The 20251-nt window shown below is 46.6% G+C and carries 21 protein-coding genes; 10 read left to right on the forward strand and 11 right to left on the reverse strand.

Annotated elements, in window-relative coordinates; genetic code table 11:
• Entirely contained in the window at positions 1-816 is an 816-nt protein-coding gene (gene nadC / locus Q8O20_RS01215) for a carboxylating nicotinate-nucleotide diphosphorylase (protein WP_305529656.1), read from the reverse strand.
• Positions 813-1811 (reverse strand): quinolinate synthase NadA, encoded by a 999-nt coding sequence (gene nadA / locus Q8O20_RS01220; RefSeq protein ID WP_305529657.1) that lies wholly within the window; start codon positions 1809-1811, stop codon positions 813-815. The genes nadC and nadA overlap by 4 nt, the downstream gene beginning before the upstream one ends.
• Before the next feature lie 85 nt (positions 1812-1896).
• On the opposite strand from nadA, the gene plsY reads away from it, so the two are divergent.
• The 7 genes from plsY to Q8O20_RS01255 all read left to right on the forward strand — a co-directional run bounded on the left by plsY (position 1897) and on the right by Q8O20_RS01255 (position 7620).
• Positions 1897-2511 (forward strand): glycerol-3-phosphate 1-O-acyltransferase PlsY, encoded by a 615-nt coding sequence (gene plsY / locus Q8O20_RS01225; protein ID WP_305529658.1) that lies wholly within the window; start codon positions 1897-1899, stop codon positions 2509-2511.
• On the forward strand, positions 2508-2834 hold the full coding sequence (locus tag Q8O20_RS01230; protein ID WP_305529659.1) for a dihydroneopterin aldolase: 327 nt from the start codon (positions 2508-2510) through the stop codon (positions 2832-2834). Before plsY ends, Q8O20_RS01230 begins: the two co-directional genes overlap by 4 nt.
• Positions 2835-2914: 80 nt before the next feature.
• Positions 2915-3586, forward strand: a complete 672-nt coding sequence (hsrA, locus tag Q8O20_RS01235; RefSeq protein ID WP_304739072.1) for a homeostatic response regulator transcription factor HsrA — start codon at positions 2915-2917, stop codon at positions 3584-3586.
• Complete coding sequence (locus Q8O20_RS01240; RefSeq protein ID WP_305529660.1) at positions 3565-4866, forward strand: HAMP domain-containing sensor histidine kinase; 1302 nt, start codon at positions 3565-3567, stop codon at positions 4864-4866. The genes hsrA and Q8O20_RS01240 overlap by 22 nt, the downstream gene beginning before the upstream one ends.
• 81 nt (positions 4867-4947) lie before the next feature.
• Entirely contained in the window at positions 4948-5202 is a 255-nt protein-coding gene (locus Q8O20_RS01245; RefSeq protein ID WP_013459298.1) for a YfhL family 4Fe-4S dicluster ferredoxin, read from the forward strand.
• Positions 5203-6669 (forward strand): Ppx/GppA phosphatase family protein, encoded by a 1467-nt coding sequence (locus Q8O20_RS01250; RefSeq protein WP_305529661.1) that lies wholly within the window; start codon positions 5203-5205, stop codon positions 6667-6669. It abuts the gene before it with no gap.
• Positions 6670-7620 (forward strand): DUF808 domain-containing protein, encoded by a 951-nt coding sequence (locus Q8O20_RS01255; protein WP_305529662.1) that lies wholly within the window; start codon positions 6670-6672, stop codon positions 7618-7620.
• Between the two features lie 48 nt (positions 7621-7668).
• On the opposite strand, the gene bamA is transcribed toward Q8O20_RS01255, so the two are convergent.
• Positions 7669-9906 (reverse strand): outer membrane protein assembly factor BamA, encoded by a 2238-nt coding sequence (bamA, locus tag Q8O20_RS01260; RefSeq protein ID WP_305529663.1) that lies wholly within the window; start codon positions 9904-9906, stop codon positions 7669-7671.
• Positions 9907-10021: 115 nt separating this feature from the next.
• On the opposite strand from bamA, the gene Q8O20_RS01265 reads away from it, so the two are divergent.
• Positions 10022-10858, forward strand: a complete 837-nt coding sequence (locus Q8O20_RS01265) for a prephenate dehydrogenase (protein WP_305529664.1) — start codon at positions 10022-10024, stop codon at positions 10856-10858.
• Here Q8O20_RS01265 and Q8O20_RS01270 read toward each other — a convergent pair whose 3' ends face one another.
• The 8 genes from Q8O20_RS01270 to Q8O20_RS01305 are packed head-to-tail and all read right to left on the reverse strand — an operon-like array spanning position 10859 to position 18424.
• Positions 10859-12004, reverse strand: coding sequence for a hypothetical protein (locus tag Q8O20_RS01270; RefSeq protein WP_305529665.1), 1146 nt, complete (start codon positions 12002-12004; stop codon positions 10859-10861).
• Positions 12001-12735 carry a hypothetical protein gene (locus Q8O20_RS01275; RefSeq protein ID WP_305529666.1) on the reverse strand — a complete coding sequence of 245 codons (735 nt, stop codon included), beginning with the start codon at positions 12733-12735 and terminating at the stop codon, positions 12001-12003. The genes Q8O20_RS01270 and Q8O20_RS01275 overlap by 4 nt, the downstream gene beginning before the upstream one ends.
• A complete protein-coding gene (locus tag Q8O20_RS01280) occupies positions 12728-13123 on the reverse strand; it encodes a hypothetical protein (RefSeq protein ID WP_305529667.1) in 396 nt (131 codons plus the stop codon). The genes Q8O20_RS01275 and Q8O20_RS01280 overlap by 8 nt, the downstream gene beginning before the upstream one ends.
• The gene (locus tag Q8O20_RS01285) at positions 13120-13953 is read right to left on the reverse strand and encodes a DUF58 domain-containing protein (protein ID WP_304740153.1); all 834 of its coding nucleotides are present in this window, start codon (positions 13951-13953) and stop codon (positions 13120-13122) included. Before Q8O20_RS01285 ends, Q8O20_RS01280 begins: the two co-directional genes overlap by 4 nt.
• Positions 13953-14900 (reverse strand): MoxR family ATPase, encoded by a 948-nt coding sequence (locus Q8O20_RS01290; RefSeq protein ID WP_305529668.1) that lies wholly within the window; start codon positions 14898-14900, stop codon positions 13953-13955. The genes Q8O20_RS01285 and Q8O20_RS01290 overlap by 1 nt, the downstream gene beginning before the upstream one ends.
• Positions 14900-16009 (reverse strand): hypothetical protein, encoded by a 1110-nt coding sequence (locus tag Q8O20_RS01295; protein ID WP_305529669.1) that lies wholly within the window; start codon positions 16007-16009, stop codon positions 14900-14902. The genes Q8O20_RS01290 and Q8O20_RS01295 overlap by 1 nt, the downstream gene beginning before the upstream one ends.
• Complete coding sequence (locus Q8O20_RS01300; protein WP_305529670.1) at positions 15990-17516, reverse strand: VWA domain-containing protein; 1527 nt, start codon at positions 17514-17516, stop codon at positions 15990-15992. The genes Q8O20_RS01295 and Q8O20_RS01300 overlap by 20 nt, the downstream gene beginning before the upstream one ends.
• The gene (locus tag Q8O20_RS01305) at positions 17513-18424 is read right to left on the reverse strand and encodes a VWA domain-containing protein (protein WP_305529671.1); all 912 of its coding nucleotides are present in this window, start codon (positions 18422-18424) and stop codon (positions 17513-17515) included. Before Q8O20_RS01305 ends, Q8O20_RS01300 begins: the two co-directional genes overlap by 4 nt.
• 104 nt (positions 18425-18528) lie before the next feature.
• Between Q8O20_RS01305 and Q8O20_RS01310 the strand changes: the two genes are divergently transcribed.
• On the forward strand, positions 18529-18990 hold the full coding sequence (locus Q8O20_RS01310) for a DsrE family protein (RefSeq protein WP_304740830.1): 462 nt from the start codon (positions 18529-18531) through the stop codon (positions 18988-18990).
• The gene (locus tag Q8O20_RS01315) at positions 18991-20247 is read left to right on the forward strand and encodes an OprD family outer membrane porin (RefSeq protein ID WP_305529672.1); all 1257 of its coding nucleotides are present in this window, start codon (positions 18991-18993) and stop codon (positions 20245-20247) included.
• Positions 20248-20251 lie beyond the last annotated feature (4 nt).

Here is a 20251-nt window from a genome sequence, read left to right on the forward strand (position 1 = left end):
TTAATCCATTTTCATTGACATATCGATCCAATTGGCTTGGTGAATGAGGGAACCCGTACTGATTGCATCAACACCTGTTTTAGCATACTCTTCTATGGTATCCAGAGTAATATTGCCGCTCGCTTCGAGCAATACACTGCTGTGGTGTTCCCATTTGTACTCAACCACTTCACGGAGCGCTTCGGCAGACATATTGTCACACATTACGATATCGGCACCCACTTCCATAGCATGCTTCGCCATCTCTATCGTCTCAGCTTCAATCTCTATCTTCGCGGTAAAGGGTATTTTTGCCCGCGCCTCTTCCATAAAAAGCTCTAAATTTGGAATCGTTTTGAGATGGGTATCTTTGAGCATCAGTGCATCGTCCAGCCCCATCCGATGGTTCGTCGCCCCGCCGATACGGGTCGCGTATTTCTCGAAATTGCGCAGCAAAGGGCGAGTTTTTCGGGTATCGAGGAGTTTCGTCCCATACGGTGCGATGAGATCGACATATTTACGGGTCAGTGTCGCGATAGAACTCGCATGAAGGAGCATATTAAGAAGCGTCCTCTCTATCCGAAGGAGTGTGTGCGAATCGCCGCTAAGCTCCATCAGCACCTCCCCTTTTACAAACCTCTCACCGTCTTGTTTGTGCCATGTAATAGTGAACTTTTCGATATCCGACAATACCCGTAGATACGCTTCCCCCGCTAAAACACCGTCACTTTTCGCGATGATCTTCGCACTGGCAGGTGCCGCATCGGAAACCCGCGCATACAAATCCCCGCGCCCCACATCTTCGGCTAATACTTCACGGATAAATTGTTCAATCATAACGCCATCATCCTCTCTAACGCGATTTTTGCCCAATACGCCGTATCCTCATCCACTTCGATCTCGTTGATCGGCGCACCGTCTTCAATCGATTTAAGGACATTATACAAATCTTCCAACGTCGTTTCATTCATCGTCGGACATTCGGGTTTGGTGCTGGAAAGAATATACGTATTGGATGGGCGGAGGCGGTTGACCATATTAAACTCTGTCCCTACCGCCACCTTTTGATCCGCTGGAAGTTCCATGATGTATTTGATGAGTTGCGACGTCGAACCGACGAAATCGGCTCGGTCACAGATAGCAGGGTCGCACTCAGGGTGGACGGCGATCAAAATCCCCGGATATTTCTTACGGTAAAACTCGATATCCTCGACACTAAAGAGTTGATGCACCGAGCAAAATCCGTCGTAGCAAATAATGTCCGCTTCTTTGGGGTCAGACCCATCCCCGATGACGCATGATTTCAATCCCATCATATTGGCGATATTTTGTCCCAAACAGCGATCAGGGACGAAAAGGATCTTTTTCCCCTCGGCAAGGGCTTTGGTGATAATCGTTTTGGCGTTGGAACTGGTGCAAACCATCCCCCCCATTTTTCCGACACGGGCTTTTACCGCCGCATCGGAGTTGATGTAAGTGATCGGGAGGATATCGTCCGCTTTGATCCCCGCCTCTTCGAGTTTTTGGATCGATTGATCGTAATAGAGGCCATCAATCATTTTTGCCATCGCACAACAGGCGACTTTCGGCATCACAACCCGTTTTTCAGGGCTGAGGATTTTGACACTTTGCCCCATAAATCCGACCCCGCAGAATACGACGAACTCTTTATCATCCGCCATCGTCCGTTTCGCGAGTTCGAGCGAATCTCCCGTAATATCCCCCATCTCAAACACTTCATCGCGCTGATAAAAATGGGCAACAACGGTGACGCTGAGACGGCTTTTAAGATCAATAATTTTTTGTTTTAACTCTTCTGCGCTAGTATTCAAAATCATTCCTTACTCTCATTAGGATGTTATTATATCTTTTGAAATATAATACCATCCAAAATTTACCAACAAAGAGTCACCTATTATGGATTTTTTATTTAACCTCAATGTTCAGTTTTATCTCGCCGCCTATCTCCTCGGCGGTATCCCGTTCGGACTTATTTTGGCAAAAGTGTTTGCAGGGGTCAATATCACCGATTCAGGCTCGGGAAGTATCGGGGCGACCAATGTACTGCGCGTTGTCAAAGAGACCAATCCTAAGCTTGCTAAAAAGCTCGGTGCCGCGACCCTCGCTCTGGATGCACTCAAAGGGATTATTGTTGTCCTCGCCGCTAAATATTTTGAAATGAGTGATTCGGTTCAATGGATGGTTGCCGTTCTCGCCGTTATCGGGCACTGTTTTAGTCCGTATATGTGGTTTGAGGGGGGCAAAGGAGTTGCAACAGGGATGGGCGTTATGGCCGTAATGCTCCCGATTCCTACCGCCATCGCCCTTATCGTGTGGGGAGTTGCGGCAAAAACGATCCGTATCTCGTCACTCTCTTCAATGCTCGGACTTCTTGCCCTTATCATTGCTTCTTTTGTTTTATATCCTACGATGTTCCATGCTCCGGTACTTTTCATCGCCTTTATCCTTTTTTACAAACATATTCCTAACTTTGTCCGCCTTTTCAAAGGGGAAGAGAAACGGGTCGCATGACCATTCTTATCGAGAATCTCACCTTTGATACTATTATCGGGATTCTTGAACATGAACGCACCATCCCGCAGAGGGTTCAAATCGACTGCACTATTGACTATTCTTATACATCCACCCTTTTCATTAATTACGCTGACGTTGCCCGAATGATTGAAGATACAATGAAAACTGAAAAGTTTGAATTGATCGAAACGGCATTGGAGGTACTCGGCGTTACGCTCAAAAAACATTTCCCTCTTATTGAAACCCTTTTTCTTACCATTCGCAAACCTGATATTCTCCAAAATTGCACCGTCGGTGTTCAAAAAAATTTCATTTTTTAAAAAAAATTGAAAAAAAGTTTAAAAAATTCTAAAAGTATGGTATCATTTCGGCAAAATTTCCGTATAAATGAGGAATCTGAATGCGTATTCTGATCATTGAAGATGAAGTAACCCTCAATAAAACCCTTGCAGAAGGGCTCAAAGAATTTGGTTACCAAAGCGACGTCGTCGAAACACTAAAAGACGGCGAGTATTATCTCGATATCCGTAACTATGACCTAATCTTGATGGATTGGATGCTACCTGATGGTAATAGCGTCGATATCATCCCAGACATCAAAAGCAATACTCCTAAAACTGTAGTTGTTGTTCTCTCAGCACGTGATGACAATGCAAGCGAAATTGAAGCCCTTAAAGCTGGTGCGGACGATTATATCCGTAAACCGTTTGATTTCGATGTCCTTGTTGCTCGTATTGAAGCACGTTTACGTTTCGGCGGTAGCAATATCATCGAAATTGATGATTTGACGATCAATCCTGAAGAGGAAAAAATCATCTATAAAGAAAAAGAGATTGAACTCAAAGGTAAACCTTTCGAAGTATTGACTCACCTTGCACGTCATCGTGACCAAATCGTATCCAAAGAGCAATTGTTGGATGCCATCTGGGAAGAGCCTGAACTCGTTACTCCGAATGTTATCGAGGTTGCGATCAACCAAATTCGTCAGAAAATGGATAAACCGCTCGGTATCACCACTATCGAAACCGTGCGCCGCCGAGGATACCGTTTTTGTTTTCCAAAAGAAGCATAAGACGACGCTTTCTCTTCCAACTCATTGTCGCTTCGGCGGCATTGGTTATCCTTTTTTCCTCCTTTTTATATCTCTTTATCAAACAATCTATTTACGATGAAAAACAAGCTGAACTAATCGGTTACGCTGAAAACATATCTTCCAATAAATCCCTTTTGTCCGCACAGCAGAACAATACGGAAACACTTATGGGACTTGACGTTGAGTTGATTACCCTCACCCCAAATGAAGAACACCTCGATTTTTATGAAAAAACAAATAAAGATAAAACAACGACCCTTGTTCTTATCTATCCGTTTGATTTTGAAAACTCCTCGTATCTAAAAGTGAGTCGGGATATCACTCCGACCAAGCGGCTCTTAACAAAAATCATGAACTCTATTTATCTCATCAATGCCGTCGGTTTTGTCGTCATTATCCTTTATGCTATAGCCTTTTCAAAAATGTTGATTGCCCCGATCACTGCCCTCAGCCGCCGTCTTGCCAACATGAACGAGCACCTTATACGCCCTATCAAAGTTGAACAGCTTCCCGATGAGTTCGAACCTCTGGGAGAGACGCTCAATCGTCTCATAGCCCGTATCCAAAATTTCGTCAAATACCAAAAAGAGCTCTTTATCGGTGCGGCACATGAACTCAAAACCCCTCTCGCCGTTATTAAACTCAAAAATCAAGTTACGTTGATTAAAAAGCGAACCGCGGAAGAGTATATCGAAGCGATCAAAATAACCAATCAAAGTGTTGATGAGATGAATAAAATCGTCGCCGATATTCTCAACATAGGTCGTCAAGAGGGGGCACAGCTCGAAATTCCTGTCCAAACCGATGTCATCCAAATTCTCAAAAAATGGGAGGGGGATTTTAAACTCTTGGCAAACAGTGAAAATAAAACGCTCAAAACCCATTTTGAACCGGATGCCTTTAATGCCGTATTGCAGGTTACTCTGCTCAATCAAATTTTGCAGAATTTTTTACAAAATGCCCTCAAGTTTACCCCTGAGGGGAAAGTAATTACCTTCCAAAGTCGTCTCAACGGAGTCGGAATTGTCATTGAAGTGATCGATGAGGGGTGCGGTATCGATGAAAGCGTCGATCTCTTCGCCCCGTTTAAGCGCCAAGGAAACAAATCAGGGGTTGGGTTGGGACTATTTTTAGCCAAAAGTGCTGCCGAAGCGATCGGTGCCGTTATTACGCTAACCAATAGAGAAGATGGAATGGACGGTTCATGTGCTCGTCTTATTCTCCCTTCGAAGCTGTGTTGCGTCCTTCCATTACGATAAGATTCTCTACTTTAAAACTCCTCAAAGGTTCCTTTCGCTATAAATCGCGCAATAACCAAATACATAACCGAGGTTTAACCTATGCCACTATTAATTGTCGATGAATGTATCGCATGCGACGCATGCCGTGAAGAATGCCCAATGGACGCAATCGAAGAGGGCGATCCGATTTATATCATCGATCCGGACCGTTGTACCGAGTGTGTAGGAACCTACGATGAACCTGCTTGTATTGCCGTATGTCCGGTCGATTGTATTATCCCCGATAAAGATAATGTGGAAACCATGCAAGAACTCCTCTATAAACACAAGCAATTGATGGAGGAAGAGGAGTAAATGGCAAAATCAACCGCCGTTATCGACATAGGAAGCAATTCCATGCGAATGGCGGTCTTTCAAAAAACCAGCCGTTTTGCTTTTCATATTCTCCACGAAGTCAAAAGTTCTGTCCGTATCAGTGAAAACGCTTATAAAAATGAAGGTTATCTTCAGAGTGACGCTATGGATCGTACCGCTCAGGCAATCGGAGAGTTTTTATCGATTGCCAAATCTTTCGGTGTTCGAAAAATATTATGTGTTGCGACATCCGCTCTACGTGATGCACCGAATGCTTCTTCTTTTCTCTCCCGTATCAAACGTGAACATGACCTATCTATCAAAGTGATCACAGGAGAGAGAGAAGCCTATTTAGGAGGAATGGCCTGTGCCAATCTCCTTCCGAGCCTCTCAGATGCCATTACGGTCGATGTAGGGGGAGGTTCCAGTGAGTTTACCCTTCTTCGCAACGGGAAAGTTGAGCAACTCTTCTCTCTCAATGTCGGAACTGTTCGAATCAAAGAACTTTTCTTCGATCGTGATGATGTGGAGGGAGCCATTGGCTATATCGATGAAGCACTCAAACAGCTTCCACCATTTGATACCGATACTCTGATCGGTATAGGAGGAAGCTTTCGCGCCCTCACCCGTGCTCTGATGAAAAAAGAGGAGTATCCTCTTAAAAAGCTTCACGCATACACCACAGATGAAGCCTCTTTTTTACACTTTAATGAGCAAATCCTCTCTGCGGGTTCCAAAAAACTTCGCTCGTTATTTATTAAGCCCGATCGTTTTGATACCATCAAGCCCGGTGCCCTTATCTTAGAGCGTATTATTCGTCATACCCAAATCAAAACACTTATCTGTAGTGGAGTCGGGGTACGCGAAGGGGTATTTCTAACCGATTTACTTCGTAATTCAGGAGATCGCTTCCCTGCCAATTATAACCCCAGTGTTCGGTATCTTCTCGATACCTATGGTCTCCACAGTACGCATGCACAGCAATGTGCCCATCTTAGTAAACGTCTCTTTGAATTGCTGCATGTTTCTCTCGGGATTGCCCCTAAATTTCAACAAGAGCTTGCTATTGCCGCCAAACTTCTCTCCATAGGGGTTGATGTCCGTTATTATGCTTATCAGCGCCACAGTCACTATCTAGCGATGAACACACTCGACTATGGTCTCAATCATTCACAGATTGCCCTTATCTCACACCTTCTCCTCTTTAAAAAAGGGCACTCTTCCTCTGATCTCATCCCTAAAGGATCATTAAGCTCACTATTGCCGGAGAAAGAGACTCTGGATGCTCTTGGTATGTTACTGTGGCTTGCACATATCCTTTTGGCATCAAGAGTCAATGCTTCTGAGATCTCGCTTGTGCTGGAAAATGGGACATTGAGTGTTAGCGGAAAACATCTCTATCTTGCTCGTGAACAACTCAAAAATATTATTCTACCTGAAAATATCACCCTTATACTAAAGGACTAAATGATGGCAGGTAGCAGCTTACTCCTTCTGATTGATGATATTACCCTTCTCTTAGACGACGTCGCGGCAATGAGTAAAGTAGCTGCGAAAAAGACTGCCGGAGTCCTCGGTGATGATCTTGCAGTCAATGCACAGCAAGTCGCCGGGATTCGAGCAGAGAGGGAACTCCCCGTCGTCTGGGGAGTTGCAAAAGGGTCTTTCAAAAACAAACTGATCCTCGTCCCTGCAGCATTAGGGTTAAGTGCCTTTGCACCGTGGTCGATCACCCCCATCTTGATGGTTGGGGGAGCGTACCTTTGTTATGAAGGGTTTGAAAAAATAGCCCACCCTTTTCTCGCTTCCCGTGAAGAGGAAGAACATCAGCATCAGTTGATTGAAGCCTTTCACAACCCCGAAATCGATTTGGAAGCGTTTGAGAAAGAGAAAATCCAAGGGGCTGTCCGTACCGACTTTATCCTCTCGGCAGAGATCATCGCTATTGCACTGGGAACCGTCGCTGATAAAGATATCATGACCCAAACGATCGTTGTTTCGGGGATTGCAATCGCCATCACGATCGGAGTGTATGGAATTGTGGCCGCAATCGTTAAAATGGACGATGTCGGATTACACCTCCTCCATAATGCTCCGGAGGGCAAACGAGGGATACTTCACCGCAATGTCGGGCAGGGATTGCTCAGTTTTGCTCCGAAACTGATGAAAATTCTTACCATAGTCGGAACCGCGGCAATGTTCCTCGTCGGAGGAAGTATCTTGCTTCACGGACTCCCCGATGCGCACCATATCGTAGAAACTGCGGTTCAAACAGCCGAAAAGATACCTGCCATTGGTAATGTGCTAGGGTGGATGACGCCGGTGCTATTAGATGCTGTAGCGGGAATCGTTGCGGGCGGTATTGTGATGGGGACAGTCGAAATTATTTCAAAAATTGTAAGAGTGTTTAAAAAGTAAGTTTCTTTCGTCCACCCTTCAACTAGCTCAGGGGGAACGAAATGTATTTTAGAATCTCTGTCCGATGGTAAATTCGAAGTGGGTAATATCATCACCCGGTTTGTCTCCGATAGGGTTTGCGAAAACAAGTTGAAGCGGTCCGACAGGGCTGAACCACTCAAGTGATACCCCATATCCTCCGCGCTTGATTTCAGTTAAACTCTTCTCACCTATCATACCGTAATCGATAAATGCCGTAGCCCGCATACGAGCTTCTGGGACAAGAGGAACACTGAATTCGAGTGAATTTGAAAAGGTTTGAGTCCCCCCGATTTTAAACGGGTCACCGCTGCTGTCAACCCCGTCTACTGGGGAAATCGAATACCCCTGATAGCCGCGAACCGAACCGATTCCCCCCATGTAAAACTTTTCACCCAACGGTAAATAGCCGCTTTCATCCGCATAATTGAACCGTGCTTTATAACGGAGAATCAAATCAAAATCCGTCAATTTTTGAAGTCCCTGATACGCACCGAAGGTGGTACGGCTTTTAATAAAGTCGGCGTCTCCTCCTACCCCCGCTTTTTCAATACTTTGAGAAAAACTAATTCCCTCACGAGGAATATAAAAATCATCGGTATTGTCAAATGTTGCCGAAGCGATCAGCGAGCTTTTCGCATAATTCGCATAATAACGAGGGTCAAGGGTTGAGGTCGTCGAATCGATATCGCTGTAATCATTTTTAGAGTAATTGTATCCCATATAACCGCTCCAATAACGGTTAAAACGGTGTCCTACTCCGATGCTTGTCCCCAAAGAAGAGGTGGTATAGCTGTCGTATTCCGTTGAGCTGTTGAAAACGGAGAAGTTACCGCTGAAATCACTGTCGTTGAGACGCGGATTAGAGATATTGAATGAGTAATTGCTGGTACGTTGAGAACGCTCTAGATTGAGTCCGACATTGATCCCTGAACCGAAAATATTACGGTCACTGATCGCAACGCTGAGGAGTATTCCGCCGAAACTGCCGTATCCTCCGCCGAGCTGGATATTTCCGGTAGGAGCCTCTTTGGTTTGGACGATGAGATCCATCGACTCATCGTCGATCCGTTTCTCTTCGATTGTATTACTCTCGAAATATCCCGTTCGCCCCAACGCATTACGGGAATCTTTAAGATCGCTCAAGCTGTACAAATCTCCCGGTGCAAGGAAAAGCTCACGACGTACTACTCTATCAAGAGTACGGTTATTTCCGGAAACGATAACGTTGCGAATGCGAACTTTTTTACCCGGAGTGATACGGTAGACGACATCGACGCTTTTAGCCTCTTTGTCTTTTTTCAAATCGGGCTGTACCTGCACGTACGCATATCCCAAATCGGCGATTTTTGTTTTGATCCGCTCCGCATCTTCTCGGAACGTTTTAATATTAAAAGGTTTATTTTTCTCTAACGCAATAATCTCAAGAAGCTCTTTGTCATCGATTACCTGTGTATCTTGGAAGACCAAAATATCGGATACGCGATAGATATCCCCCTCAAAAATACTATAGCTCATCTGTGCTTCGTAGTGATCGAAATCGACCGCTACAAACGGTTCGTCGATTTTCGCATCAAGATAACCGCGCTGCATATAAAAGTCGCGGATACGAAGCGGATCATACTGTAACTCGGCAACTTTCATCTTCCCGTCGTTGCGGCCCCACATCCACCCCATAAACTGCTCTTCTTTATTGGCGATCATACTGTCGAAATCATCGGCGTCTTGGGTCAAAACTCCCGCGTAGGTGAGTTTTTTAATGATAATCTCTTCACCCTCATTGACGATAAAGGTGACTTGCATACTGCCGTTGTCCAGTTTTTCGGAATCAATCTCAACAACGGAATCGATTTTTCCGTCTTGACTTAGAGCTTCAACGATCCGTTTTTTGGCTCCCTCAAGCCGCTTTTCATCATACAAGGCACCTTTATCAATTTGCAACAGTGTTTTTTGCGCCTCTTCATCGTTCTCTTTGTACCCTTTGAGCTCGATTTTAGAGATAATCGGTTTCTCTTTGAAATGAAAGGTCACTTTCCCCTCATCCTCTTCTGCCCATACGTCTTCAAAATAACCTTGATCGAAGAAGTTTTTGATCGTTTTGTCTACTGCGGCAGCATCTAAAGGCTCTCCGACTTTGACCTCATTAAGCCGTTTGGCAACGGTCTCGGAAATATGGATCATTCCATCATACTGAATCGATTGGACGTTTTGCGTAGATGCGTGCGCCAATGCACTCGCGACTATCAATGAGAGGGTAATTGTTTTCAAGCCAAAGTTTCCATTGCGTTAAAATAGTCTCCCATTCTATCACTCTAACGATTAATTGTTCTGTAAATTAAACTTAAAAGGGTTAAAATAGCACCATTAGAGTCAAAGGGGTGTCATGAAAATCGGTATTGTAGGGTTAGGGTTAATGGGAGGTTCGATGGCACTTGCCCTCAAACACCGTTCCTTTATCTCCTCCATTATCGGATGTGACCACAACGAAGAGCACCAAATGATCGCCCTTCAACGAGGGCTTGTCGAATCTTTTATGAGCTTTGAAGAGCTTAAAGCACATTGCGATGTGATCTTTCTAGCTGTCCCCGTAAACGGTGTTATTGAGTTTCTTCAAAAATCAACCGACTTGGCCGGAAGTGATAAAACGCTGATCGATTTGGGAAGTACTAAAGCCCTTATCGTCGATGCGATCCCCGCCGTTATCCGTAAAAATGTCGTCGCCGCCCATCCGATGACGGGTACGGAACAATTTGGCCCCAGTGCAGCGCTGGAGGGGTTATACGCAGAGAAAGTAGTCGTACTGTGTGACTTGGAACACAGCGGCGACACACAGCGCGATACGGCTTTACGGATTTTTCAGGCGATCGGTATGCAAATACGCACTATGGGAGCAGCCCAACATGACCGTCATGCGGCATTTATCAGCCACATGCCCCACGTTATCTCGTATGCGCTCGCAAACACTGTGTTAGCCCAAGAAGAGAAAGAGAATATCCTCACCCTCGCGGCGGGGGGCTTTCGCTCCATGAGCCGACTGGCTAAAAGTTCTCCCGCGATGTGGGAAGATATTTTTCGTCAAAACCGTGAAAATGTCCTTGAAGCGGTAGAACTCTTTGAAGTCGAACTTCAAGCACTTAAATCTGCCCTCAAAAACAAAGATTATGCCGAGCTTCGCCGTGAGATGAAAGGTGCCAATAAGCTCTACGATATTTTTAAATAATCACCATTCAAATAATTTTGTTTCTCTCTTAAAATGCTTTAGCCCTTGTGGAAGGGTTGAAGCTTCCGATCGAGCCGTCTCTTTTACATCACCTTTCTTTTGTTCCTCAACCTCTTCTATTTTCCTAATACTCTGTTTTAAATTATGCCTTGCCCGCTCCCGCAAGAGAGGATCAGAGGTATAAACCTTCTCATACCAATACTTAGCCCTCGCATAGCGCCCGCTCATATAAAGAGCATTGGCACGGTTATAGCGTACCTGCGGTGAATCGTGTGCCAATTGATACTCTCTGTAAAGGCGTTCGCTTTTCTCATACGCCCCTGCTTCATACGCTTGTGAAGCGTCTGCGAGCAGCTTAAAATCCAAAATTCCCGCATTGCCGGAATCCGGTGATAGAGTAAAAAGGATAAGTACTGTTCCCACACTTACGCTTTGACGTTTACTCATGGACGAAAGGGCAAAAAGAATCAACACCATCGCCAAGCCCAAAGGGTAGAAAAAGAGGGGGATATGCATCCTCAATCGATGTGTGTCTCTGAGCTGAAGGAGTTTTTCATGGACGTTGATAATATCTGCCGATGAAGAGACCCGTAGCAATAAACCGCTCTCAATCGGCTGATGTGTGATGACAACTACCATATCAACATCATCCATTCGTGAGAGTTTTTCTTCTAAAAGCATTTGATTGAACCGTTTCGAAGAGGGGGATAGATCTCGTATCAATTCACCCAATATCCCTCCGTCATTGCTGCGCGGAGAAATACCGTACACCTTCTCATCAAACGCCATCACCTCTATCTCTTCACCCAAAAGGGTATAAAGGCTCGAGAGCGCTAAAGAGCGGGTCAGCTCAAAGTTCTCTTCACCCCTATCGATCGCCATCACGATATGAAGCCCCTTCCCTTTTATCGGAGTTGAATCGAGGATCACCGGTTGCGCCATCGTGATAATCAACAATACGGCGGAGAGGAGAAAAAGGGTGTTTCTCCCTTGCAACCCCATGGTTGTCTCGGGGGCGCGCAGTTTTTCGAGTATCTCCTCGCGCACATTGAGAGTTCTCAACGGTTTTTGGGTGAGCCAAAAATAAAAAAGGATGAGGGTCGGAGCCAAAAGCCAGAGTAAAAACTCCGGATGCAAAAAACTCATCGAAGCCCCTTCTGATTGCGTCCATACAAATAGGCGAGCATCGCTAAAAATCCGAGAAACAGCGGATAGATGTAAAAATACTCAAAATATTTCTGCACACCGATAACACTGAACGCTGGGTGAGAACGATCAAGTGCTTCAACCCAATCCTCGCTGGGGGCTATTATAGAGGTCTCTTTATCTACCGGAAGCGATCGGACAAAGTGTTTAGGCTCCTCAGAGAGAAGTATGATCCATCCTCTCCCCTCGGATGTGGTAGAAAAAAACCGATCAATCTGCCGTGTTATCTTCTCCTCTGTCGGGACTACACTCAGCTGGGCAACGATCTTTAAAAGTTTCTCGTAATCATCGCTAAGGGGGATCATAATATCGGATGAAGCAGGGACGAAAAGGGCAAAACGATCATTTTCCCTCCCTTTTATAAAGGTTTGAATATCGCTAAGGGTTTCAGAGGTAAGCGATTGGGGATCGATAGCGAAAAGGATATCATACCCCTCTACCTCCTCTTTGGTCTCCCGCACGGGAGACATCAATGCCACGATAAAAAAGGAGATCATCGCCCATTTCGCAATCCACATCCATAAAGGTGGTCTCATCTTTGATTCACCGAATAATAGTGTTCGGGGAAAATAGAGAGCATTGGTGCGCAGAGGGCACAACGCCTCACACGCTAAAAAGAAAAAGAGTATAAAACTGAGTTTGGGAAACTGGAAATAGATCCCCTCAAACATCGATAATCTCTAAATAGAGACGATAATACCCCAACGTCTCCTCATCGATCTTCTCTACTTTTGGAGCATATTTATAGGGAGCCAACCGCTCGAAGAGGTTGTGATACGCTTTTGCCGTCCGTTCATTGTCGGAGGCAAACACACGTCCGAGCTCACTGATCGCATAGGCGGCACGCTTAGGATCGGAAAAATCGATCGTTGAGAGTGCACTAAGACACTCTTTTCTGAGATTCACTTTACGTTTTCGCATCTGTTTAAGGAGTGCTAAAAAGAGTGCCACGCTCACAGCAATTCCGATAAGAACCACTGCGATAAAGTAATAGAGTGAGTAATCGGGTATCTCGACAAGAGGAGCGATATCGTTTAGCGGAATATTAAGATCTTTCATACTCTCCCCTCAAACAATCGGCGCAACGTCACCACCGCATTTGCATCGGTATAGAGTTTCGTTCCCCTTACTCCCGCTTTACGAAACGATTCAAAGAGTTCGATATCGTGCGCCTTTACCCGATCACGGTAACGCTTGATACTCCGTTCATTAAAATCCCCCTCTAACACTGCACCGCTCTCGGGATCGATCAGGGCAGTAAATCCCATCTCACTCGGATTCTCCTCCGCACGATCACGTACCACGACGGCAACCACTTCGTGCTTTCGGGCGAGGAGGCGCAGATCGGGAATCTCGAAAAAATCGCCGATCAATACCATCAGAGACCTTCGCTTCGTTCGTCGATACAGCTCTTTTATCGTATGGTGCAGATCGACATGATGATGCAAAATCTCCGCATCCAAAACACTTTGCGTCGCCTGCTGTACCGAAAAACGCTTTTTCGCAGGACGGATTTCATTGCGTAAACTCTCAGAATAGTTACAATGACCAAATACGTCTCCGTTCGCCACCGCAGAGTACCCGATCAATGCCACCGCTTCGGCAACGCTCTCGATTTTAAACTTCTCCGACCCAAAATGAAGTCCTCCGCCGAGAAGTGCCACGGTGAGGACATTAAGTTCCCTCTCCTCCCGAAACACTTTGACGAACGGTTTTCCCATCTTTGCCGTCACATTCCAGTCGATGTGACGGGTATCATCACCGCTGACGTATTCGCGCAGTTCGATGAAATCGTACCCCTCCCCCCGAAACATGGAGGGGTTATTTCCAATACGGTCCCCGATGATCTGACGACGGGCTTTAAGGAGAATCTGAGCGCTGTTTTTCATTACGGAATCGGTACCGCTTTAATGATCTTCTCGATCAGTTCATCGCTCGTGATCCCCTCTGCTTCCGCTTCGTACGAGAGGACAAGGCGATGACGCATCAGCTCTTTGATGATCGAGGCGATGTCACTCGGAGTTACAAACTCGCGACCGCGTAAAAACGCCACGGCACGCACCGCTTTGAACATATCGATGCTCACACGAGGAGAGGCACCGAACTGTAAAAATCCTTTGATCTCACCCAATCCGAACGCTTGCGGCTCACGCGTAGCGGTCACGAGGCTGATCATATATTTCTCTACCTCTTCGTCGATATGGATCTCTTTGACTTTCTCTTTGAGTGCCATTAACACCGCCGAGTCAATCACGGCATTGATCGCCTCTCCCAATCCCGAACCGACACGCCGTGCAATGGAGAGTTCCTCTTCGGCAGTGTTATATCCGACGGTAATTTTGAGCATAAAACGGTCTAATTGCGCTTCGGGAAGAGGATAAACCCCTTCGTTCTCGATCGGATTCTGCGTCGCCATAACGAGAAACGGAGGGGAGAGTTTAAAACTCTCATCCCCCAACGTCACCTGCCGCTCCTGCATCACTTCGAGCAGTGCCGACTGCACTTTTGCAGGTGCGCGGTTGATCTCATCGGCAAGGAGAAGATTGGTAAAAATAGGCCCTTTTTTGATTTTAAAGCCGTTCTCTTTCGGATCGTAGACCTCAGCGCCCAAAATATCGCTCGGGAGCAGATCGGGGGTGAACTGCACCCGTTTAAACCCTAATCCCAACGTTTGTGAGAGGGCTTTGACCGTCGTCGTTTTCGCCAACCCCGGAATCCCCTCGATCAAAATATGTCCGTCACACAATAATCCGATCAACAACCCGTCGATCATCTTCTCCTGACCGACAACAACTTTTGAAACTTCGGAGCGTATTTGATTAATTACATCTATCATTATTTTTCCTCTTTATCTGTTGTGAGTTTATCAAGTTTCTTCTTAGCTTCACGCAAATCCACTCTCCCTGATTCGAGCAATCCAATCACCTCTTCGTAACGTTTTTCTCCCGAAAGGGAGAGGAGCATCACCAACTCTTTGGATGTTTTGGCCTCATCCCAAAACCGCTTTGCCTTTCTCCGTGGTCTCAGTTTCCACAGTCGCCGCACTGCCTCACCCAGTACAATGCCCATAATCACTAAACCCGTATAAAGGGTATATCGCATCCAACCGCTCCAATCACGCAAAGCGGGAGGGTCTAAGAGATTCGATCGCTCATATCCCTGCACCACTTCGATCGCTGCCGCTTCGCTTTGGAGCCGTTTTATTTTTTGCGTTGACGTGTCGAAAACATCGATGGTGATGGAAGGGATAATAAAACTTTTAGAGCTGACAAGGGCAAATTCCTGACGTATCTCCCCGCTAAATCCCGCCGTATCGGGAGAGATATCACGCATCGGCTCTTCGGCAAAAATATTCACTCCGCTGATGTTTAGCTCATAGGGAACATACTGATCGAGGTTTCCCTTCCCGCGAAGAAAGAGGCTCACATGCACCGGTTCATGCGCTATGACGCTCCGTTTGTCGATTCTCACCTCCAACGCCATCTCTCCACTAAGTGCCGCGCTGTTAGGTTTGGCAGTGATGAGGACTTTCGGCAGATGCGCTGTCTCATCATCGAAGTCGTATTTTTTGACGTTATCGCGACCGATGGAGGCATTCTCAATCGAGGCAAACGTCGTGTGGCGGATCAATGCTTCCAATGCTATCTCGATATTCCCCTCTCTAAGCGGAGTGATAAGTACATCAAACGTCTGCACCCGCTTTCCCTTAACGATCTGATCGCGCTGGGTCAGGATTGAAGCACGATATTCTTCGGTGCTTGAGGGTTTAAAATCAATCGTGTAATCCGCCGCACTGGTCGAAAAGGTACACTCATACCGTACGACACCGCTTTGTTGAACATAGAGGCTCTGCGGAGCTTCAAGCATTTTCCACTCATAAGTCGCTCCCCATCCGCTCATGCTGAGGATCATCAGCGCGATGAGCTTACCAAGGCTTCGTTTCATGCACACTCCTTTGATTGATCAATTCATACTGTTTTGAGCTAAGGGCTGCTTTGCCTTGCGACGTTGAGAAACGGGGATCAGCCTGTGCTTTTTTCCCCGCATCTCCGGCACCGGAGGAGGCAATATCGCTTTGCATATTCGATCCGCCCCCCTCTTTGCTTTTCTTCCCCTCGCCTGTGGGTTTGTTTTCATCCGAGGTGAATTGATCTTTTTTCTCTTTACGGACATTGAGCGATTTTTGCTCCTGTGCCCCTGCAATAGCGCGGAGATTTTGATCGGCTTGAGGCGTGTAACTCAGAGTGAGCGATTTGAGTAACGCGGTTCGAGCGTTTTCAAACTCACTGAGTCGAATATGGCAATTGGCCATATTATAAAATACCTTCGATTTGAACAAAGGCTCTTCGGAGCGTATCGTGCGATACATAGCTAAGGCATCCTGATATTTTCCCATTTTATAGAGAGAAGCGGCACGATTGAACCGTCCCCTCTCCGAATCGATCCGTCCATACCACTGAGCCGAGCGCTCATAATTGCCATGAGAATACGCATAGCTCCCTAATGTTTGATAGGGATAATCCAGCAGCCCCGCATTGGCGCTGATTCCCACCAGCGCGAGTAAAGGGATAAGAGATTTGCTCACTTTCTCTCCCACGCTCGTATAGGCGAGTACAAAAGCGATCAGTGCCAACACCAGAGGAAAATAAAAAAGTTCGCTATAGCGTGTTACGGTAGACTCTCCCGCGAAATCTTCACTCCGTTCACGTTCGATCCACTCTCTCACAGCCTCCGCATCCGCTCCCTCAATCACTTTCCCGCCGCTTTGCTCGGCGATGGTGTTAATCGCATCATTGCGTGAACTTACGACGATATGCCCCTCTTCATCTTTGAGCGAGCCGTTCTCGGAGGGGAGAGTACTTCCGCCTGATGTAGCGAGCATCACGATACACACTCTCAAACCCTTTTCCTCGGCATACGCCGCCTCTTCCTCATACGAGAGTTCATCTCCGCCATCGGTAAATAAAACCACCAAAGGGTGCTGTGCGTGGGACATTTTACGGGCAAGTTCCAACGCACTCATCACCTCCGTCCCTTTGGTAATAATCTGCGATTCATCGAGCGAGGCGAAGAGGTATTCGAGAAGCTCAGTATCTTTGGTCAGCGGTGAGAGGACGATGGCACTGGTGGTGTGTGCCATAACGGCGAAGCGATCACGACTATCGGATCTAACAATCTCACTCAAAGCCTTTTTCGCCGCTTCCAAACGGTTCGGGGCGATATCGGTTGCTCTCATCGAATACGACACATCGACGGCTAAAATCACGTCACTCCCCGATTCTTCAACGCTGATCGGTTTTTCAGAGAGTACCGGACGGGTAAGGGAGAGAATCAAAAAGAACACACTCACCATCATCCAAGCTTGCCTATGCCACCTATAGCGACGTGCACCCCAGAGATAGAGAGGAAGGATTATGAGGGCAATGAGCCACAGAGGGGATAACAAACTCATCCTTTGACCCTCCTTCTCCAGCCTAGCCACACAATAATGAACAATGCCGCCGCCACCGCGTACTGGTAATAGTGTTCGAAAAATGTGTGCTCGGCACTTTTGATGCGGGAACGCTCCAGCGTATTGATTTGAGCATACACCGCTTTCAACTCCTTCTCATTTCCCGCGCTAAAATATTCTCCTCCGCCATCACGCGCCATCTGGGCTAAAAGTTTGCTGTCAAACGCCCCCTTTTCACCGATCCCGATAGTGTAGAGTTTGATCCCTGCTTTTTGAGCCATCGCTACCGACTCTTTGGGAGAGATCGCACCGCTGTTGTGCTCTCCGTCGGTGAGGAGGATAATGACCCGGCTCTTAGCTTTGGAATCTTTAAGCGCCCGAACAGCCTGAGCGACCCCCTCACCGATTGCCGTATTTTGCCCCGCCATACCGTGACTCAGATAGCTGATCATCTCGGCTATGATCTCTTTCTCATAGGTCACGGGGGTCGCGATAAAGGCAAAATCCCCAAACACGACTACTCCTACGTTATCTTCGCGCCGTTTCATGACAAAATCAGAAGCGATTTTTTGGACGATCTCAAATCGGGTGGCACGGCTCTCATCACTCGAAAATCCCGAGGCGTTCATCGACCCGCTGGCATCGAGGCTTAGGACGATATCGATCCCGTTACGGTTGCGCGGATCAGAAAAATCGACCACTACGGGTGTCGCCAACGCCCCCACCATCAATGTCACGGCAAGTGCTTTGAGAAGCCACTCGATATTGCGCCATTTTCCCGGATTACCGAAAAATTGCAGATGGGGAAAATAGCGCTTTTGGGGGATGATTTTACAGCGGTAAAGGCAATAGAGGATGGGAGGAAGTGCTAAAAATGCCCACGGGAAATCAAATGACCAAATATTCATAGATAAATTATACCGATTTGAGGATTAAGTTTATTCAGGCTTTTTCGTTATTTTTACACTCTTACTCTATAATCCTTTATAATTTGACCAAAAGGACTGCCAAGATGAAAAAATTATTATTTCTCCTCGTACTCTGCGGAGTATTATTCGCAGAAGAAGGGGTTAAAAAAGTCGTTTTCGATCTCACCAGCGGAAAACTCGAAGCGATTGAGAAAAAGGTATTGAGCGGTATCGCTTTTAATAAAACCCATTATGAGAATCAACTCGAAAAACTCGATGTCGCCGTCGTGATTCACGGTGATGCTTATAAATTTTTCATCAAAGATCTCAAAAACTCCCCTTATAAAAATGACGCAAATCTTCTTAAAGCACACGACCAGCTCGGCAAACGGCTCATCGCTATGGCAAAAAACTACGATGTGGAATTTATCATGTGCGAATCAGGGATGAAATCTCTGAAAATCGACAAAAACACCCTCTATGATTTTGTGAAACTCACCCCGAGTTCTACGATCGGGTTGATCGATAAACAAAACGACCATTTTGCCTATGTGCCGATTCACTAAATGAGCATCCGACTCAATACTATCATTCTACTCATTGGGAGCATTGCGCTCAATACTTCAGCTTTAGCTCAAAGTCTTGAAGAGATGTTTAGCAAAGGGAAAATGAATGCTCAGCTTCGCGCATTCTGGTACGACGGCGACCGTGAGCTACGGATCGACCGAACCGCCCTCACACTCGGAGGGATTTTGAGCTATAAAACAGCCCCTTACGAAGGGTTCAGCGGAGGCGTTTCGTTCTTTTCGAGTAACGGAGTTACCTCGCTGACACAGATGCCCGAATCGGGGCAAACCCATAACCTCAACCCTAATGGCAGTTCCATCAACACTCTTGGCGAAGCCTACCTCCAATACAGTGGATATGATACCGTTGTGAAATACGGACGCCAGCGTCTCGACCTCCCCCTCTCAAACGACTACTACAACCGGATGCTCCCCAACAGTTTCGAAGCACTCAGTTGTGAGAATCGTTCCATCGACCATGTCACCCTCAAAGGTGCTTATATCACGGGGTGGAAATACAAAGGCTCCGATACCTTCGTCTCACCCACCTACTCGCTCGGGATTGACCGTGACATCGCCGTCCTGGGAGCGATCTATTCTCCGGCATCACCATGGAAAATCGAACTCTTCGACACCTATGTCCATGATGTGATGAACGCCCCTTATCTGCAAATCATCGACAATGCTATTTGGAAATCGTCCGATGGGACAACCTTTTCGGGAGCATTACAATATCTGAGCGAACAGAGTATCGGAGACAATGCCGCAGGAGAAGTCGATACCTATCTGCTAGGGCTACGAGGAACTCTAACGAAGGGTGAGTGGAGTCTGAGCGCTCTATACACCCGTATCGGCGATCAGAGCTTGCTAGGGACAGGCGGACGGTATGAGAAGATGGGGTGGGGAGCCTTTATCACCTACACCGATCTGCAAATCGACGGAGAGAGTGAAAACGCAGGTGCGGAAGCGTACGGAGGAGTCCTCACCTATCGCCCTGATTCGACGTTCGAGATTTCGGCCAAATATATGCGGATCGATCAAAGCGACGCTATCCAATCCAACCCCGCATCGCTCACCCAAAATCCCCGCCCCGATTCGGACGAGGTCAATATCGATGCGACCTATCAGCCGCGTAAAGAATTTCGTTTGCGAACCCGTTTAGCACGTATCAATTATGAGCGTGACAGCACGTCACTCTATCAGAACAAAGCATACGATGAGACTAATGTGAGAATTATTGCCGATTATATGTTTTAAGTGA

Source organism: Sulfuricurvum sp. (genome assembly GCF_030691015.1).
Lineage (GTDB): Bacteria > Campylobacterota > Campylobacteria > Campylobacterales > Sulfurimonadaceae > Sulfuricurvum.

What these genes read in the sequence shown, in the direction of transcription:
- Q8O20_RS01255 (WP_305529662.1), top strand. Translation starts at nt 6,670, where the DNA reads ATGATGGCAGGTAGCAGCTTACTCCTTCTGATTGATGATATTACCCTT.
- Q8O20_RS01315 (WP_305529672.1), top strand. Translation starts at nt 18,991, where the DNA reads ATGAGCATCCGACTCAATACTATCATTCTACTCATTGGGAGCATTGCG.
- Q8O20_RS01270 (WP_305529665.1), bottom strand. Translation starts at nt 12,004, where the DNA reads ATGAGTTTTTTGCATCCGGAGTTTTTACTCTGGCTTTTGGCTCCGACC.
- hsrA (WP_304739072.1), top strand. Translation starts at nt 2,915, where the DNA reads ATGCGTATTCTGATCATTGAAGATGAAGTAACCCTCAATAAAACCCTT.
- Q8O20_RS01310 (WP_304740830.1), top strand. Translation starts at nt 18,529, where the DNA reads ATGAAAAAATTATTATTTCTCCTCGTACTCTGCGGAGTATTATTCGCA.
- Q8O20_RS01245 (WP_013459298.1), top strand. Translation starts at nt 4,948, where the DNA reads ATGCCACTATTAATTGTCGATGAATGTATCGCATGCGACGCATGCCGT.
- Q8O20_RS01285 (WP_304740153.1), bottom strand. Translation starts at nt 13,953, where the DNA reads ATGAAAAACAGCGCTCAGATTCTCCTTAAAGCCCGTCGTCAGATCATC.
- nadC (WP_305529656.1), bottom strand. Translation starts at nt 816, where the DNA reads ATGATTGAACAATTTATCCGTGAAGTATTAGCCGAAGATGTGGGGCGC.
- Q8O20_RS01280 (WP_305529667.1), bottom strand. Translation starts at nt 13,123, where the DNA reads ATGAAAGATCTTAATATTCCGCTAAACGATATCGCTCCTCTTGTCGAG.
- Q8O20_RS01290 (WP_305529668.1), bottom strand. Translation starts at nt 14,900, where the DNA reads ATGATAGATGTAATTAATCAAATACGCTCCGAAGTTTCAAAAGTTGTT.
- Q8O20_RS01275 (WP_305529666.1), bottom strand. Translation starts at nt 12,735, where the DNA reads ATGTTTGAGGGGATCTATTTCCAGTTTCCCAAACTCAGTTTTATACTC.
- Q8O20_RS01250 (WP_305529661.1), top strand. Translation starts at nt 5,203, where the DNA reads ATGGCAAAATCAACCGCCGTTATCGACATAGGAAGCAATTCCATGCGA.
- Q8O20_RS01300 (WP_305529670.1), bottom strand. Translation starts at nt 17,516, where the DNA reads ATGAGTTTGTTATCCCCTCTGTGGCTCATTGCCCTCATAATCCTTCCT.
- plsY (WP_305529658.1), top strand. Translation starts at nt 1,897, where the DNA reads ATGGATTTTTTATTTAACCTCAATGTTCAGTTTTATCTCGCCGCCTAT.
- Q8O20_RS01265 (WP_305529664.1), top strand. Translation starts at nt 10,022, where the DNA reads ATGAAAATCGGTATTGTAGGGTTAGGGTTAATGGGAGGTTCGATGGCA.
- Q8O20_RS01295 (WP_305529669.1), bottom strand. Translation starts at nt 16,009, where the DNA reads ATGAAACGAAGCCTTGGTAAGCTCATCGCGCTGATGATCCTCAGCATG.
- Q8O20_RS01305 (WP_305529671.1), bottom strand. Translation starts at nt 18,424, where the DNA reads ATGAATATTTGGTCATTTGATTTCCCGTGGGCATTTTTAGCACTTCCT.
- Q8O20_RS01230 (WP_305529659.1), top strand. Translation starts at nt 2,508, where the DNA reads ATGACCATTCTTATCGAGAATCTCACCTTTGATACTATTATCGGGATT.